Genomic DNA, 20,776 nt, shown 5'->3' with positions numbered 1-20,776 from the left:
AAGCCGATGCAGAAGCTCTTCAGGCAAAACTAGCTGCCGACGCTAAAGCGAAAGCCGATGCAGAAGCCCTTCAAGCGAAGTTGGCTGCTGATGCGAAAGCGAAAGCCGATGCAGAAGCACTTCAAGCTAAGTTGGCTGCTGATGCTAAAGCCAAAGCAGATGCAGAAGCCCTTCAGGCGAAATTAGCTGCCGACGCTAAAGCGAAAGCCGATGCAGAAGCTCTTCAGGCGAAATTAGCTGCTGATGCTAAAGCCAAAGCTGATATGGAAGCTTTACAAGCTAAATTACTTGCGGATGCGAAGGTAAAAGCGGATGCTGAAGCAACTGCGAAAGCGAAAGCAGATGCAGAAGCAAAACAATTACAGGAAGCGGAAGAAGCTCGTTTGGCAAAATTAGCTGCTGATGCAAAAGCAAAAGCAGATGCTGAAGCACTTCAGGCTAAGTTAGCTGCTGATACCAAAGCGAAAGCAGATGCTAAAGCGAAAGCCGATGCAGAAGCTCTCCAAGCGAAGTTAGCAGCAGACGCTAAAGCCAAAGCCGATGCAGAAGCCCTTCAAGCGAAGTTAGCTGCTGATGCTAAAGCGAAAGCCGATGCAGAAGCTCTTCAAGCGAAGTTAGCTGCTGATGCTAAAGCAAAAGCAGATGCCCAGGCTCTTCAAGCGAAGTTAGCTGCTGATGCTAAAGCGAAAGCCGATGCAGAAGCTCTTCAAGCGAAGTTGGCTGCTGATGCTAAAGCTAAAGCAGATGCAGAAGCCCTTCAAGCGAAGTTAGCTGCTGATGCTAAAGCGAAAGCAGATGCCCAAGCTCTTCAAGCGAAGTTGGCTGCCGATGCTAAAGCTAAAGCAGATGCGGAAGCACTTCAGGCTAAGTTAGCTGCTGATGCTAAAGCCAAAGCAGATGCAGAAGCCCTTCAAGCGAAGTTAGCTGCCGATGCTAAAGCGAAAGCTGATATGGAAGCTGCACAAGCGAAGTTATTGGCGGATCAAAAAGCGAAGGCCGATGCTGAAGCAACAGAAAGATTAAAAGCTGAGGAAGAAACAAGACAGTTGCAATTAGCAGAAGAAGCTCGTTTGGCAAAATTAGCTGCCGATGCTAAAGCTAAAGCCGATGCGGAAGCTCTTCAGGCTAAACTTGCTGCCGATGCACTTGCAAAAGCTGCTTCAGCTCCAAAAGATGATACAGCGAAAGCAATAGATAACTTATCTCAGTCTATCGAGAGCGCAAGTAAAATGCAGAAAGATTTATTGTCACAGTTTAATACAACAGTGGCAAGTAAACAAAAAGACTTGAACGACTTAAGAGAAGAGAATGATTTAAGTGAAAAAGGAATTTATAAAGAACCAAAACCTTTCAAAAGTGTGGCGGCTGAGAACAGTCAGCTAGAAGCTTTAAAATCTCAACTTGCTGAAGTAAATAAAGCACAGAAAGATGAAATTGCGAAGTTGACTAATTTATACAATGAAAGGCTTAAAAAGTTTCCTAATAAAAACGATGCTTTGAATAAGGCTTATCTGGAAAAGATAAACGAGTTAAAAGCAGCACAATTGAAAATGGAACAGGATAGTGCAACGTTACTTTCTAATTTAGAACGTATCAAGGCTGAGACTGAAATTGAGAAAAAACGTCGAATCAAACGTGCAGCATATGAGAATGATCAGGGCCGATATGCACAGGATGTTGCCGCTCTTAAGCGTATTAGAGAAACAACAAAATTAAGCAGTACGCCTCTAACAGCAAGTGATTTTGATTTCGGTGAAGACCAATCAAATATGCAGATTATCAAGAATATTAAGAATGCTGATGGTGGATATTATTTAATTATTGCAGTTCACAGCAGTGTTGAAAAACGCGATCAGTTCCTCGCTAAAGCAGTTGCAGCAGGACGTACAGATGTTAATTTCTTCTACAATGTAACGACAAGTAAGTATTACATCTATTATGAGAAATTTGACGGACTGTCAGAAGCTACAAAAGCGCTGGAAGCAAAAGGGACTAAGCCATACAATGGAAAAATGGCAATTGTGAAAGTGGAGAATTAATATAATTATTGAGAATAAAGCCCCGTCCTTTTTATTTTTGAGAAGGACATCTATTATAAATGTTTCAGAATGCTTTGATTTATTTTTTAACGCCCCTTAAAAAATAAAAGAGAAGGCAAAAACAAAATGAAGATTATGAAAAAACCTACTAACCTAAGATTGATTTTATTAGCTTTGATTTTTTTTCAAAGTTACGTTGTAATTTCTCAGAATCTTAAGTCATTTACTCCGAGATTTGACAAGAGGCTAAAAGGAGACATGTTGCTTATTGGTAATAATATTCTAAATAGAAATACCAATAACAGGGATCCGGAAGATGCCTATAATGGTTCCGGATACAATTCTGATTTCAGTATGGAATATATTGATATCGATAATGACAACAGTACTTTCAGTTCGAGTAGTGCGACTTTAACTGTACCAAAACCGGCTTGTTATAAAATTGTTTATGCAGGTTTGTATTGGGGAGCGATCCTACAGCAAAATGATCGTACAGGCATTGAAAAAGTAAAGCTTAAACTACCAACAGGTGGTTATAATGATATTACAGGTCAGATCGTGTATGATGCTAATGCAGCCCCAATTGGTGGTGACAATAACAAAGCATATGCATGTTATGCAGATATTACTTCTTTAGTGACCGGACAGGCTAATGCACAAGGTTTGTATACCGTTGCAAATGTTAAGTCTAGTGAAGGTTCTAATGGAGGAACAGGTTTATCAGCAGGTTGGTCTATTTTTATCGTTTATGAAGACCCAACTTTGCCAGCTAAATACATTACATCATTTGACGGTTTTAGCGGAATTGGAGGGGCAACTACTTTAGATATTCCTGTTTCAGGGTTCAAGACCATTCCTAAAGGTCCGGTTCGTGTAAAATTCGCTTTTGCTGCTTTAGAGGGGGATCAGCCGATTGCAGGGGATTATCTGCAAATTAACGGAATTCCAATTAGTGCTACAAATGCAGCAAATACAGCTATCAGAGCTTCAAATAACTTCTTTAATAGTAGTGTAACTTACGTTGATCCGGCTACGGATAAAACAGAAGATTTCTTAAATCGAAACCCTGCCAGTACTAACACCTTAGGGTATGATGCGGGTATTTTAAATATTAATAACCCCGGTACCCTTTTGAAACCGGGAGGTATTGTTATTGATAATAATGAGACTTCGGCAAATATTAGATTAGGAAGTACTCAGGACGTTTACTTTTATTATTTTAATGCATTTGCAGTAGATATTATTGAGCCTCATATTGTACTGACGAAAATTGTTAAAAATTCGGCAGGAACGGATATTGGAGGCCAGAATGTAGTATTAGGGCAACAATTAAATTATGAAATTGGTATTAGAAACTCAGGTAATGATGATGCTAAATCTTTAACCATTAGAGATCAGCTGCCAATTAATATTATATTTAATTACCCTGCAGATTTAAACCCGCTGCCAACGGGAGTAACGGTGCAAAGTTATGATCCTGCAACCAGAAGCATTGTTTTTAAAGTAGACGAATCTATTGTTAAAGCCAATACTCTAACAGAAAAAGTGATCAGCTTTAAAGTTAAAGTTGTTCCGGATTGTAATTCCTTGAGTGAAGCATGTTCTAATAGTATCGATAACTCTGCATATGCCACTTACAAAGGAACTTTAAATCCTGATTTCCAAATTTCAGATGATCCGAGTGTCAATACTAATACAGGATGTATATTAACTCCAAAAGCGACTAACTTTTTAGTAGGTGTTGATGGTTGTAAGTATACAGCAAACGTTACTTTATGTAAAGACACTGTAGATTTAGTTGCAGCAAACGGATATACAAGTTATACCTGGTATAGTGACGAAGCCCGTACAAAACAAATCGGAACAGGACAGACACTTACTGTTAAAGATCCGGGAACTTATTATGTATACAATTTGGCTGCGGCACCTTGTAGATCAATTTATCAGGCTATTACAGTAACCAGATTTGGTGCTACAAATACCAACCCTGTAATTCCTTATGCAAAAGCTCCGTATAAAGGAGAGGTCTTAATTTGTCCAAATAATGGAAAAGAGTTACCTAATCTTTTCTTATGTGGTGCAAATGATTCGAGACTAATTGAAACGCATATCTCAGATGGTTCTACCCTTGTTTGGGAAAAACTAGATGAAGCAAGCTGTACAGCGCCAAGTAGTCCAAATTGTGCTAACGAAGGAACTTCTTGTTCGTGGACTCAGGTTGCAACGGGACCAAATTATTTGGCTAAAATTGCCGGACAATATCGATTAACATTAAACTATGCCGGTGGTTGTTTTAACCGTTTTTATTTTAATGTTTTCACCAATTCATTAAGTCCTACAGAGAAACATACGGACATTATTTGCGGTAAACCAGGTACGATTACAGTAGGAGGTGTTCCTGCCGGATATGAGTACAGTATTAATGGAACAACTTATCAGGCTAGTAATGTATTTAATGTTACGACTGCGGGCTTCTATACAGTATATATAAGACTGGCAGGTGTAACAGGTAACACGTGTATTTTTACAGTTCCGAATATTCAAATCAGACAAAGGAATTTTAACGTAGTACAAGAGGTAACACAGCCATTGTGTTATGGTGAAAAAGGTAAAATTAAAGTAGCTGTAAACGATGCTAATGCACAATATTATTATAAACTTTATAATAATGGAACTTTATTATCGAATGTTGGACCGGTGCCGGATTCTGAATATACTTTTGATAATTTAAATACAGACCAGAATTATGTCGTAGAAGTTACAACAGATGATGGTTGTAAAGATACTAAGTACATATATGTTGGTAAGGTTTGGAATGAGTATAAAGCGACAGTTGCTTTAGTAGAACCTCTTACTGCATGTAGTGATGGAAAAATCAGAATCACAACAGAAGGAGGTAATTCACCTTACAACTATTTTATAAACAGCGATACTGTTTTTCAAACCAGTAATGAGTTTGTGGTAACAGCTCCGGGACTTTATACCATTAAAATTGTAGATAAAAACAACTGTACCATAGTAAGAACAATTACAGTTCCTGATAATGCAAAACCTGCTTATACTATTGATCATACCAATAGTAATTGTTATGATGGAAGCTCTAAGATAGAAGTAAAACTTACTGCCGGAGCAAACGGGTACACAATGGGGTATAGTATTAATGGTGGTGTAACTTTTCAATCTAATCCTGTTTTTTCTAATTTACAGCCGGGAACTTATGACGTAGTTGTAAGATACGGTATAGGAACGCCAATCAAGTATTGTACAGATCCTATACAAAAGATAACAATTACAGGACCAACTTCTGCTATTTCGGCTTCTGCCGGAGTTGCGGCTTTGGCCGGATGTACACTACCTGACGGTAGCGGTGCAAACCAGGGAGGAAAACTGCGTATCAATAACGTTCAGGGTGGAACTCCTGCTTATCAATTTAGTTTTGATGGTGGTCTTACATGGCAGGCATCAAATGAAAAAGACGTGTTGCCGGGTAATTTTATTTTACAGGTTAAAGACGCTTTAGGATGTATATTCGAAATTCCTTATCAGGTTACTTTAGATCCTAAACCTGCCGATCCAACGATCACAGTGGCTGATCCTGTTTTTGGGTGTAATGGTATGGCATCAACTACGGTTACGGTTACAAATCCGTCAAATAATTATACGTACGAGTATTATATTAACGGAACGCCTAACACGCCAATTACAAATAATGTCTTTACAAATGTTCCTTCAGGAACACATACTATAAAAGTTAAATACAAAGTTACTACGGTACCTACTTACAGTAACTTGTTAACAGAGGATTTTGGCAGAGGACCAGATACAACAACTCCGGGTATTCACCCTAATTATTGTTGGGAAAAGCAAGATGCTGTAGAAGATTGCGGTATTGGAGGTTATATGCCAATTTTGCTTAATGATGGGGAATATGTTGTGACTCAGGCTCTGTTGCCACAGCACGTAGCAGGTTTTAACTGGAATCTGCCTAAAGATAATACGGCAGTTATTAATAATACACCACAAATAAAAGACGGAAGATTTTTAGCCGTTAATGTTGGAGGTGTGGTACCAATAGGTGGTGTTTTGTATAAAAAAACCATCAATGACGTTATTCCAAATCAGGACATACAGGTATCACTTTATATGCTTAATTTATTAAGTAAAAATAATAATTTACCTTCTCCAAGATTAACCATACAACTTCAGAAAAACGGAGTTCTTATACCAGGAGCATCAAAGGATACACAAAGTATTCCTAGAGATGAGAAATGGCATAATACAACTGATCTTGGAAGCGGCCAGGTATTAACATTAAATCCTGGAAATAATACTTCTCTTGACTTTGTTATCTTATCATACAGCCAGGTTATTTCTGGTAATGATTTAGCGGTTGATGATATTTGGGTACGTCAGATTCCGGAGGTTTGTGGAGCTGAGAAAGATTTCCCAATTGTTATTGGAACAGATAAAGCATTTAAAGCTTCAATCGTAGGTCATAAAGATGTAACCTGTAATGGTGCTAATAATGGAGAAATTACCTTATCTGCACAAAATTTTGATGCCACTTATGGTTTTGATTACTCTTTAGATAATGGTGCAACATGGGTAAATTCTAAAACTTCACCGGTTACAGTTAAAAACTTGACGAGTAAAACGTATAATATTTTAATTCGTTATGATAATAAAGCCGGAACTTGTAGTTTTCCATTCGATCAGCCAGTAGGTACTCCTGCTGCATTAACAATTACGGCAAGTGTTACAAAAACTGCTACTTGTACTACAGGAGCAACTATTACAGCAGTTGCAGGAGGTGGAACACCAGCATATCAATATGAATTAAGAGCAGCAAATGGTATTACGGTAATAACTGCATTCCAGAATTCTGGCGTATTTGCAAATGTTCCTACCGGTACCTATACAGTTGTAACACGTGATGCATATACATGTTCTTCAAGCGCATCTGCACAGGTTAATGTTGTTGCACCAACAATGCCAACAGCATCTTTAGCTGCTACTAGTGATTATTGCGTTACCGGGACTAAAGGAGCAACTCTTGTTGTTACGGCTACAGGTACAGGAGCTCTAACGTATAGTTTAAATGGTGCACCTGCACAAACCAGCAATACATTTACAAATGTTGGAGCAGGAACACATACTATTACAGTTACTGACAGTAATAATTGTCCGGTTACCATAAACGGAATTGTAATTGCTCCTGAGTTAAAAGCAGCAGCTTCTATTACAAAAACATTGGATTGTACAACTCCAAATGCAACGATTAAAGTTGACATTACAGATGGAGTTGCAGCCTATACTTATAAAGTTAAAAAAGATGCAGGTGCTTACGGTGCCAGTGTAAATGTTACAGGTAATACGTTTAATTATCCTGCACCAACAGCCGGACTTTATACTTTTGAAATTACAGATTCTAAAGGATGTAAAGCTTATATAGATGCTACAATAAGTCCTATTACAAATCCAACAGTTACTGCTAATCTAACACAAATTACTTGTAATGGTCTTAAAAATGGTAGTGTACAGTTAGTTGGAGCAGGAGGTTCAGGCGGATATGAGTACAATTTTAATAATTTAGGTTGGTCAACAACTTCATTATATTCCGGTTTAGATCCAAATATTAGCTATTCTTATCAAGTAAGAGACAGTAAAGGATGTACTTCTGCTGTTGGAAATATTACATTAACGCAGCCAACTGCTGTGTCTGGAACTATTGGAGCTACTATTATTAAATGTGGTACACCAAGTACTGTACCAGCGGTAGTTACTGTTACTGGTTCTGGAGGAACGGGTGCTTATACTTACAGTTTCAACGGAACTGCAAACTTTACAACAACGAATACTTACTCAACAACAGCTGCCGGAACAGTTACGGCATATGTTAGAGATGCAAATAACTGTCAGTTTGGACCATTGTCAATTACAATTGGCGCTTTAGAACCAATTACAGATATCACTATTGTTGATAGTGGATATGATTGTTCTACAGTTCCGGCTGGTGGACGTGTAACTTTGACAGCGGTAAAAACTGGAAGTACAGCAAATGTTATCTATCAGATTATTTCTGGTCCTGCCGGATTTAACCCTGCGACAAATACAACCGGAAACTTTACATCACTGACTCCGGGAGATTATATCTTCCAGGCAACCGATACGGCTACTAATTGTTCATTCACAAAAGGACATACTATTAAAGCAACGTCAGATATTATTACAGGTGGTTCAGTACTTACAAGTATTCAATGTTTTGGTTCTACAGGAACTATTGAATTTACCGTAAATGGTGTTAAGGCAAACGGATATGATTATGTTATTAAAAACGCTGCCAATACAATCATTCAGCAAGCAACTGGTGTAAGTGCAGCTACAACTACTGTTGCAGTTCCTACTGCTCAGCCTGTAGGTGCATATACGATTACTGCAACAGACAGATTAACGAAATGTCAGTCTTCTTATACAGTAACTTTAACGCAGTCAGCTGCAGCTGTTGATGTGACTGCTGTAGCCACTACAGTAAATTGTAACAAATTTACAGCTGAGATTACAGCAACCGGAGCAGGAGGGACACCAAATTATACTTATGCTGTAGCAAGACAAAGTGCTCCGGTTCCTGCGGTTTATGCTTCAAATAATGTTCTAACAGTTGATACGGTTAACGGAACAGTATTAAACTGGGTAGTTTATATCAAAGATGCAAATGGTTGTTTGGATAACGTTCCTGTAAAAATTGATGTTGACGCTAAACCGGTTATTACCAGTGTGGTGGTTGACAATCAATGTCAGACAGGATCCGTTTCAAGTTTTACAATTACAGCTACTGCTACAGGATTAGTGCCTTTAACATATAGTATTGATGGAACTAATTTCCAGACTAGCAATACTTTTACAGTAAGCGCAGGATCTTATACCGTAACGGTAAAAGATAAAAATGGTTGTACAACAGCTGCTGCAGTTCCTGTAGTAGTTTATCCTAAAGTTGGTGCCTTAGCAGAGGTTACTAAAGAATTAGATTGTAGTGCAACTCCAAATGCAACGATTAAAGTTGATATTAGCGGAGGAAAAACTCCATATACGTATACTGTAGCGAAAGGTTCAGGAACTCCTGGCGGAGTTATTAATGTTACCGGAACATCGTTTACAATTTCTGTTGCTTCTGCTAATGCTGATAAATATACATTTGCAATTACAGATGCAAACGGATGTACTACTGCAACATCTGCTACCGTAGCTCCTATTGCACCTCCTACAGTAACTGCTGTAAAAGTGGATGCTTCATGTAACGGTTCTGCAACAGGTACGGTTCAATTAACAGGTGCTAATGGTTCAGGTGGATATACCTACAGTAAAGACAATGTTACTTTTGCAGCGGCTTCATTATTTGAAAATCTGTTAGCAGGTAACTACACTTTCTATGTAAAAGACAGTAAAGGATGTACAGGAAGTGTTAATGTTACAATAGGTGAACCTGTAAAATTAACAGCAAGTGCTACTGCTACTAACTTTACTTGTAGTGTTACCAATACGAAACAATCTGCGACTGTTACCATTACAGCAACAGACGGTACAGCTCCTTATACCTATAGTTTTAACGGAAGTGGATATACTGCTGCAAATACGTTAACAGTAAACGATAACGGAGCAGATCAAATCATTAGTTATTCTGTTAAAGATGCTAAAGGATGTACCACTGCAGTTCAACAAATTACAATTAAAAAACTAGACCCTCCTGTTATTGTTTCAATATCAGGTAGTGCAATTCTATGCTCACCAGCTGCAAGTACTACCAGTACTGTAACTGTTACAACAACAAATGGAGTAGGAGCTTTAGCTTATGTTATCACAGCACCAGCTTCTGCAACTTCAAACGTAACAGGTGCTACGACCGGAGTATTTACAGGATTAGTGGCAGACACTTATACTTTTAAAGTAACAGATGCAAACGGATGTTTTGCTATTCAATCTTATACAGTACTTCCATTAACTCCAATTGCAGTTGCTGAATCAAAATTAAGCGATGTTTTATGTAAAGGAGGAAATACCGGTTCTGCAAAATTCAGTATTTCCGGATTTAGTGCTACAGGAAATTATGCAGTAGTAATAACATCTACTCCTGCAGGATTGCCATATACAAATGTAACAACAGGAGATGTGATTACCTTAAACGGATTAGTTGCGGGTACTTACAACCTTGAAGTAACAGATAATACAACAAATTGTAAGGCAAACAAATCAATAACGATTACAGAGCCAGTAAATCCATTAGGAGGAACGCTTACAATTGTAAATGCTAATTGTAATGTTCCAAATGCACAGGTAACAGTTAATGCTACTGGTGGAACGCCAACATATTCTTATGCATTTGTACACAATAATGTGGCTCCTGTATCGACAGATTATAAATCAAGTAACACAGCTAATCTTGATCCTGCTATCTCAGATTGGGATGTTTGGGTAAAAGATGCAAATGGTTGTGTGATTAAATTAGACGCAGCAATTATTAAAGATGCAGTTCCGGATGTTACGGCTTCGGTTACTAACCAATGTACCTCTACAGGAACTTCATTTAGTATCAAAGCTGTGGGAACAGGAGGTATTGCTCCTTTAACTTACTCTATTAGCAGTGGTGTTGCACCATCTCCTGCAGATACTTTTACAGTAACGTCACCGGGTACTTATGTGATTACGGTAAAAGATGCAAATAACTGTACAGATACGGTTACAGTGACAGTAAATTCTGTTTTAACAGCCAGTGCAGTTTTAGTGAAAGATATTACTTGTGCGGCTCCTGTTAATGCAACAATTACAGTTAACGCCGGAGGAGGTTTAGCGCCTTACACTTATTTAGTTTCTACGGATGGTGTGACTTTTGGAACATCTCCTGATTTGATTGGAAATACATTTACAACAAATACTGCCGGAGATTATTATTTCCAGGTAACAGATGCTAGTGGATGTACAAAAATAACCAACAAAGTTGTAGTGACATCACCACAAACAGTAACAGGAACTGCTGCAAAAGTTGATCCTACCTGTAACGGTTATACAGATGGTTCTGTAACATTGACAGCTACAGCCGGAGTTTCTCCATTTACGTACAGTATTGATGGAGGTACTACTTTTGTAACTACAAAAGTTTTTGGAGGATTAGCTTCCGGAACGTATACTTATGTAGTAAAAGATGCTAAAGGATGTACTTCGGTACCTGCAACAATTACTTTGGTTAATCCAGCTCCAATTGTTGTTAATATCGTACGTAATGCTATTTTATGTAATTTAAATACGCCTGGTAGTTTTGATGTTAATGTAACATCAGGAGGAACAGCTCCGTATGTATATACATTATATGATAATGCTTTTACACAAATTGCAACCTACACAGAAACATCTACAGTAAATCCAACACCTGTTTACAAATTTGCAGGATTGAATTTTGGAGATTATTATATTACTGTTGTTGATGCAAATGGTTGTGAATACAGAAGTGGTAAATTGAGAATTGAAACTCCTCCTTACTTAAAGATGAGCGCTGTTGCAGATTCAAATAATTGTGCTACAGGTGTGAATGTTACCGTAACTACTTCAGGTGGTACGCCGGATTATAAATACTCTATTTTTGGACAACCTTTAACAGAAAGCCCTGCACAAACGAGTCCAACTTATACCTTTTTAGGTTTAAAACATGGAACGACTTACTTTTTACAAGTAAAAGATATTAATGATTGTATTTCTATTTTAGAATTTACAACGCCTCCACCACCATCAAGTATAAAAGTTACGGGAACAACTGTGACAGATGTTACTTGTAATGGAACTTCAACAGGAATATTGACGTTTACTGTAAGGGATTTTGATCCATCAATTACTACAGTAAATTATGAAGTATTAAATGCTTTAACCTTGTTACCGGTTTCACCGGCAATTAATAGCACATTAACTGGTCCATTAGGCGGTCCGGTTTCTGGAACTATTTCAACATTGAAAGCAGGAAATTATGTTCTAAGAGTTACTGAGGCAGGAGGAACACTTTGTTCTACTACATTTAGTTTTACAGTATCACAACCGGTTCAACCGCTTAAAACAACAATTACAAAAAATGTAAATGCTACTTGTAATGTTGGTGCACAAGTTACACTAACCACTATTGGTGGTACGGGACCTTATGAGTACGCAGCGGGTGCTCCTGGATTTACACCAACAACTTTTGGAACTAGTAATGTTTTGGTTTTAGATTATACTACAAGACAAAATTGGGATATTGTTGTACGAGATGCAAAAGGATGTATAGACAGAGTTAATACAACAATAGGCTTGGATCCTAGTCCGGTTATTGCATTATCAGTTGTAAATAAATGTGTGGCTGAAGGAGCCTATGTGGTTAGAGTTTCTCTTACTACAGCAGGAATTTCGCCTTACGAAATTAGTGTAAACGGTGGCGTATATGCACCTGTTACTATTACAACAGCTGTACCATATGACGTAACGGGTCTTAATTCAGGATTAAATACAATTAAAATTAAAGACGCAAACGGATGTGTTGATACTAAATCAATTACGATTGATAAACCACTAGGTGTAACACCAGTGATAACAGCATTGCCGACTTGTGCGAACAATGACGGAGTTATAACATTAACACCAATTGGTGGTGCAGGACCGTTTACTTATAGTATTGCGCCTCCTGTTGGAACTGTTGTTGGGAATGTTATTTCGGGAGTTCCTGCCGGAACTTACACCATAACGATTACAGATACAAATACGCTATGTACTGCAACAGCTCCGGTTGAGCTTTCTGCACCAACACCGGTAGATTTTGATGCTGTAGTAACGAATGCTACTTGTAATGGCTCACGTAACGGAACTATTACCGTAAACTTAGCTGCCGGAAGCGATAACCCGGTTTATACCTATTCTATTTTGCCTGTTCCGCTAGGAATGGTACAAACAAATAATGTATTCTCAAATCTTCCTGCGGACACTTATACAATTACGGTGTTTTCAGGCAGAGGATGTTCAGCATCTAAACCGTTTACAGTAGGTCAGCCACTTATATTAGATGCCACTGCAGCGGTTACAGACTACGCTTGTAATGCAAGTAATGTTGCACAGCCAGCTGTGGTAACAGTAAATGTTACAGCAGGTACAGGAACAGCACCTTACAAATACAATTTTGATGGTTCTGCTAACTATTTTGACGCTAATACGTTAACAGTATTAGACAATGGTGCAGTACAGACTATTCACTATTATGTAAAAGATGCTAACGGATGTTTATTTGATAATACAGTAACAGTTAATCCATACCAAAAAATTACAGATTTAACTTTTACGGGTGCTGCAATTACTTGTAATGCTCCTGCAACAAGTATTACAGTTACTGTAGCGGGTGGATATGCGATTACGAAATATGAAATCGTTTCGCCAACTGCAAGTGCAGTAAATAATGGTACTGTAAATGTTTTCAATGGTTTATTGCCTGGTACTTATGTTTTCAAAGTAACAGATGCTAATGGATGTTCATTCCAGAAATCATTAACAATAAAACCGGTAACTAATATTACAGTTTCTGGTCAATTAATTAAAGATGTAAGTTGTAACGAAGTAGCAGCAACACCTAATGGTTCTGTTGAGTTTACTGTAGGCAACTTTGCAGGAACTTATACGTATTCTATTAACGGAGTTGCGGTTGCGGGTACACATACTAATCCTAAAGTTACACTTACTAATTTAGCAGTAGGTAATTATAAAATAGATGTTGTTGACGTAGCTACTGGTTGTGTTGCAACAGCAAATGTGGATGTTAGCGAACCGGCAACACCATTACTATTAACACTAGTTTCTAATGTTAATGCGAATTGTAATTTTGGTGCAAAAGTAAGCGTTGTAGGTTCAGGTGGAACGCCTGGTTATACTTACGCTTATGCTGTGAGCCCAACGGCACCGGCAGCAGGAGCTTACAATACTAGTCCAAGCGCAGTTTTAGATCCATCTAAAGTTTGGATTGCTTATGTAAAAGATGCGAACGGATGTATTGCTCAGTTACCATTGACTATCGCGACAGATCCTCTACCATCAATTGACCCAATTACGGGTGTTTGTTACGATGGTTCTCCAGTAAATGTTACTTTGGTAGGTCATGGAGTTGGTCCATTAACATACAGTATTGGTAATGGATTTAAAACAAGCCCAGACTTTGTGCTTAACGCACCGGGTTCATACACTTTCTACGTGAGAGATGCTAACGGTTGTGATGCAACAACTCCATATGTTTACCAATTGGATCAGAAATTATTATTAGACGCTGTACTTCAGGATTTAACTTGTGCGGCTCCTAATATGGCAACTGTTACATTAACAGCTACGCAAGGATCTACTGTGTATACTAACTATGAAGTTTCATTTAATGGAGGTGGTTTTACACCAACAACATCTCCATACACAACTAATATTGCAGGAACCTATACTTTTAGAGTTACAGATAGTAAAAACTGTCAGTCAGTTTCAAAACCTGTAGTGGTGAATCCTATCGTGATGCCTACTATAGCTACTTCGGAATTCAACGTAAGTTGTAACGGAGGAAACGACGGAAGCATTACAATTACTGCCGGTAGCGGACTTGCTCCTTATGAATATAGTATTGATGGTACAACATATCAGGCATCGAATATTTTCGGAACATTAGGTCAAGGTTCTTATACAGTATACGTAAGAGATGCTAAGAAATGTGTAGTGAGTAAAACAGTTTCTATTTCAGAGCCAACTATTTTGAATGCTACTGCTGCAGTTACTCCATTTGGATGTACTGTAACTAATACACCACAGGATGCTGTAGTAACTTTAACGGCTACTAATGGTACACCAGGATATAAATACAGTTTTGATAATGGTGTTACTTTTGGAGATGCTTCAACATTAAATGTAAGCACTATAACAGCTCCTAGAACAGTGTTCTATGTTGTAATTGATGCGAATGGATGTAGAGTTTCAGGAAACGTAACGGTAAATCCTTACACGCCTCCTACTGATATGAACATTACAGCAACACCAATTTATTGTAATACTATGGGAGGAGTTTCTACTGCTACCGTAAATACGGTAACAGGTGGTGTAGGGCCTTACAAATACGAAATAGTTTCACCGGCAGCGGCTGTTACTAATAATACAACTGGTATTTTCCCTGGATTATTACCAAATACTTATCAAATTAAAGTTACGGATGCTAATGGTTGTAGTACAACAAAAGCTATCGTGATTAAAGAATCTGATAAAATTAAAGCTACTACTCAGTTATTAACGGATGTGTTATGTAATGGAGGAAGCACCGGTACGGCATCATTTGTTGTAAGCGGTTATATTACGCCTGCTGATTATATCTATTCATTGGCACCAGTTGCCGGAACAGCGACTAAAACAGGTGATGTTATAAGCTACACTGGTTTAGCTGCAGGTAAGTATACATTTACAGTAGTAGACAGAATTTCAGGATGTCAGGATCAGGTTGTTGACTTTGAGATTAAAGAGCCTTCAATTTTAGATTTTACATCTACTGCTACAAATACAAATTGTAACAATAAAACGGCTCAAATAACGATTACAGCAACCGGAGGTACTCCTGCTTATCGTTATGCTGCAGTTGTTTCATTGTCAGCGGCTCCTACGGTTTTTGGAACAAATAATGTTATTACTGTTGATACTAACAATGGTGCAAATAGAAATTGGGATATTTATGTACAAGACCTTAACGGATGTCCGGTAATGAAAACTCAAACTATTGTGGAAGATGCATTACCAACAACTCCGTCAGTGGCACCATTTAGCCAATGCCCGGATCCATTAAACGGAACGTATACCTTTACAATTACAGGAGTTACAGGTGTAGCACCAATTGAATATAGTATTGGTGGTGGATTCCAATCCAGCCCAACATTTACAGTAAGTACATCTGGTACTTATGATGTAACCGTAAAAGATGGAAATGGTTGTGAAGTAAAAACGACGGCAGTAGTTAATATTTTCCCAGCTTTGGCTTTAGATGTTAAGATCACAGCTTTACCAGACTGTAACACTAACAATGGAGCTATTACAGCTACAGCTTCTGGTGGTTCAACCCCAGCAAATTATAGCTATAGCCTAAATGGAAACTTTGGTCAGACATCAGGAATATTTACCAATATCGGTCCTGGAAACCACACAATTACTGTAACAGATGTGACTACAGGTTGTACCAGAACCGTTAAATTTGAAATTATACCTGCGACTCCAATTAAAGGATTTACTTTAGCACACACAGATGTTACTTGTAATACATTTACTAATGGAACGATCACTGCAACTATTGATGAAACAGGTGGAAATGACAACCCAATTTACTATTACAGTATTACAGCGGGACCAGTTCTTAGACCTAATCAAACTTCAAATGTGTTCACAGGATTACCAAAAGGTCAATATACAGTAACAGTTACATCTGGAAGAGGATGTAAAGATTTAGAAGATGTTGAAATTTTTGAACCAGCTCCAATTGTTGTTTCTAATGTTGTATTTACTCAGTTTGGTTGTACAGCAGGAACAAACACAAATACAAATGCGACAATTACAGTAAATACTGTAACTGGAGGATCTGGTAAGTATGTTTTATATCAATTCATGAAAAATGGGGTTGAAGTTCAAAATAGTACTTCAAATACTTATACTGTATTTGATCTTGCAGGAGGAATTTATACTGTAAATGTTTTCGACGATAAAGGTTGTGTTGGATCATCGACATCGGTAATCGATATTAAGCCTTTTATTAGCCTGGACGATGTTACAGTAACAGTGGATAAAGACATTACTTGTGTAAATAATGAAGACATTACTGTTAAAGCTGTTGTAACGGGTGGTACACCGACACCGACTCAAATAGTTTACACTATTAAAGGAATAGGCGGAAGTACTTTTACTGATACTAACACGACAGGAGTGTTTACAGCATTACCAATTGGTAACTATTTAATTACAGTTGAGAATTCGTTAACTGGATGTAAAATTGAGAAAGCCCATTACGTAACTAATCCAAATACATTCGAGATTAAAGCTACTCCGGTAGTAGCTGAAATTTGTTTTGGAACTGCTGATGGAAGTGTGAACTTAACTTTTGTTGATAATCAAAAACTTCCAAGTGATGATGCAGGTATATTTGATTACACAATTACAGGTCCTGTAAATGTTCCATTAACTCGTTCAGCAAATGCTGGTCCGGTTTCTATTACAGGTCTTCGTGCAGGTCAGTATACGGTAAACGCTACTTTAGTAGGCAAACCATATTGTTCAGTTTCAACTATTTTCTCAATAGGACAGCCTACCGCTGCTTTAGTTGTAACAACAACAAAATCTGAAATCACTTGTGTGGCAGGTAATAATGATGGCGAAATTTCAGCTACCGCAACAGGTGGATGGGATACGAATTACCAATATGAGTTAGTATTAAACGGAGCAGTTATTGCAAATAATACAGACGGTAATTTTACCGGATTATCTGCAGGTAATTACACAGTTAATGTTAAAGATGGTAAAGGATGTCAGGCATCAGCAACACAATCATTGAAGATTCCTGATCCAATTGTGGTTAGTGCAACAGCAACAGCTTCAGTATTACCATGTTTCGGAGACAGATCTGGAATAATTACGGTAAACCCTCCAACAGGTGGTCAGGGAAGTAACTATATGTACACCTTGAATATGTTGTCAGAAAATCCGGTTGTTTCATCAGGTCCACAAAGTAACCCTGTTTTCACAGGCTTACCGGCAGGAACTTACAGTATCACAGTTACTGACGGATTTACATGTTCTGCAACATCAGCAAATGTTGTAATTACAGAACCAACAGAAGTAGTTCCAAGTTTAGTGCTGGCAACGACACAAACTTGTAATACACAATCAACACTTACGTTAAGTGCAACAGGAGGTTCTGGTCCATATACATACAGTACCGATCAGACTTTTACAACAACAACTGGTTCATTTGCAACTTCTGTTACCTTCGCGGTACCAGTGGGTAAATACCAATATTATGTAAAAGATGCTAAAGGTTGTGTGGCGAAAATTTCTAACGAAGTTAAAATCGATCCATTAGAGCCATTAGTAATAGAATTAGATGTGACCAATGCAGTAGTAAAATGTATGGGCGAAGCTACAGGAGTTATTGTAGCAAATGCAAAAGGTGGTTTAGGAAACTATATCTATACTTTAGAAAATACTGCAGGTGGTGTGGTTAGACCGGCACAACCTACTGGCAGATTCGAAGATCTTCCAATAGGAACGTATGTTGTAAAAGTAGCTAGTGGTGATTGTCCTGCGACATCAGGCGCTATCGAAATTAAACAACCTGCTACAGCTATTCAGGCTACATTTACACCAACCAATGTTTCTTGTTTTGGAGAAAGTAACGGTCAGATCGTAGTTGCTGCAACAGGTGGTACAGGAGTTATTAAATATGCAATATCACCGGATTTAGATCAGTTTGATGTTAAAAACACATTTGATAAACTTGCACCAGGTAAATATACAGTTATAGCTCAGGATGAAAATGGTTGTTATGTTATCGATGAGATCGAAATCACTCAGCCAAAACCTTTAATCGTTACAGAACTTCCAAACTCTATGATTCCGGAAGTTTGTAAAGGAGATAAAGATGGAGCATTCAGTATCGAAGTTAAAGGAGGTACTGCACCATATAGTGTAAGTCTTGACAATAAAAACGGAACGTATACACAAGGTACGGCAACTCAAACTATATTTGATTTTACTAATCTTTCAGGAGGAGTTCATACCGTTTACGTTAAGGATGCTCAGGGATGTGTGAATGAATTTGTAGAAAACATGCCTTTACCGGTTGTTCTTGATCCAACTACCGTAACCAATTATGATTGTGTGAACAACGCTCAAACAAATATGGTAACCGTTTCAGTAGATGAGAGCAATACAGATCTTACACAAATAGATTATTCACTTGATAGTGATGTAGGTCCTTGGCAGGCAGCAAATATCTTTACCAATATTGCTCCTGGAACGCACTACATTGTAGCAAGACATACGAATGGATGTAAAGTACCAACGGCAAGTTTTGAAATAAGAGCTTATGAGAAGTTAACACTTGCTGAGTCAACAGGAAAACCTGAAATGAACATCATTTCGGTTACTGCAGCCGGTGGAGCACCTGCTTACGAGTACAGTTTCAACGGAGAGCCGTTTACTTCTTCTAACAAATACAAAATCTACAAAACAGGAGATTATGTAGTAGTAGTAAGAGATCAAAACGGATGTACAGCAACAATAACAGTTCATGCAGTTTATGTAGATGTGTGTCTTGACAACTACTTCACTCCAAACGGAGATGGTGTTTATGACACTTGGGGTCCTGGTTGTACAAACATTTACAACAACCTTGAATTCTCAATCTTCGACAGATACGGTCGTGTAATTGCCAAGTACCGTTACGGACAAAAATGGGACGGTAGATACAATGGTGCCGAATTACCATCAGGAGATTACTGGTATGTTCTTAAATTAAATGACGAGAAAGATGCACGTGAGTTTGTAGGACATTTCACTTTATACAGATAACAAAATAAGAGCCCCTAATGATGTTATCTAAAAAAATTATTACAATGAAAAAGTTTATTTTATCTTTAGTACTCATGGCTGTAACAACAAGTTACAGCCAAGAGTTAAACCTACCGGTTTTTACACAGTATTTAGCCGATAATCCTTTTGTTATTTCTCCGGCCTTCGCAGGTATCGGCGATAACCTTAGAATTAGAGCCAATGGACTTACCCAATGGGTAGGGATAAAAGATGCGCCGGACAACCAGTCGCTTTATGCCGATTTTAGAGTTTTGGACCGTTCAGGAGTGGGTGTCAATGTGTACAATGATAAGAATGGATATACGCGCCAGACTGGAGCTAAGATCTCCTTTGCGCACCACATTATTCTGGATTATTATTCGAAACAATACTTGTCTTTCGGACTTTCGTACAACTTTAATAGTTTCCGTATTGATATTGACGAATTCAATAACACCATCGAGCATCCTATTTTAGATCCAAGTGTAACGGACAATCGATATACCGCAAACAGCAACTTCGATGTAAGTGCTTTGTACCGTAACAAAGCATTTTATATCAGTTTTAATGCGAATAACGTACTAAAGAAAAACACTAACAAATACAGAGGAGTAGAGCCTAGTTTACTTTCCAATTATCAGGTATATACAGGATTTGTTTTTAAAGACGGAGAAAACAGCCGTATCGAATACGAACCATCGCTTTACTATCAATACTTTGCAAGTGATAAACGTTCTACAACCGATTTTAACTTCAAGTACAGACGTTACAACCGTTACGAGGATTATTACTGGATTGGAGTTTCTTACCGTTTCTTAAACGATCAGTTCCCAAAACCATTATCCGTTGGGCCAATGGTAGGTTTTATGAAATCTAAGTTCTACTTTGGGTATTCGTATCAGGTAATGTTTAACAATTTAGGGAATTACAACACGGGAACACACTCGGTAACTATTGGTTTCGATTTCTTGCAAGCCATTAGTAACTGTCCTTGTACACAAAGTCCGGTTCACGACTAAGCAAACATTTTTAGCGTTTTTAAAGTTAATTTGTTTTTTTTCATAAATTATATCGTTTTCGCTGTTACAGCGGGTTTATTTTTATATTTTTCAAATTTGTTG

The 20,776-nt window shown here is 38.0% G+C and carries 2 protein-coding genes and 1 pseudogene; all 3 read left to right on the top strand.

Features of this window, described 5'->3' with window-relative positions; genetic code table 11:
• A pseudogene (locus B0A80_RS20980) lies at positions 1 to 2,039 on the top strand (PorP/SprF family type IX secretion system membrane protein); the annotation flags it as partial.
• A 135-nt stretch (positions 2,040 to 2,174) separates the two neighbouring features.
• The gene (locus B0A80_RS01060; protein ID WP_165769206.1) at positions 2,175 to 19,655 is read left to right on the top strand and encodes a T9SS type B sorting domain-containing protein; all 17,481 of its coding nucleotides are present in this window, start codon (positions 2,175 to 2,177) and stop codon (positions 19,653 to 19,655) included.
• 44 nt (positions 19,656 to 19,699) lie between these two features.
• Complete coding sequence (locus tag B0A80_RS01055; RefSeq protein ID WP_070906579.1) at positions 19,700 to 20,674, top strand: PorP/SprF family type IX secretion system membrane protein; 975 nt, start codon at positions 19,700 to 19,702, stop codon at positions 20,672 to 20,674.
• The last annotated feature ends 102 nt before the right edge of the window (positions 20,675 to 20,776 follow it).

The organism is Flavobacterium tructae, assembly GCF_002217475.1.
Taxonomy (GTDB): Bacteria; Bacteroidota; Bacteroidia; order Flavobacteriales; family Flavobacteriaceae; genus Flavobacterium; species Flavobacterium tructae.
The sequence above is the reverse complement of the archived record's forward strand: the minus strand, read 5'-3'. Positions and strand labels throughout refer to the sequence as shown.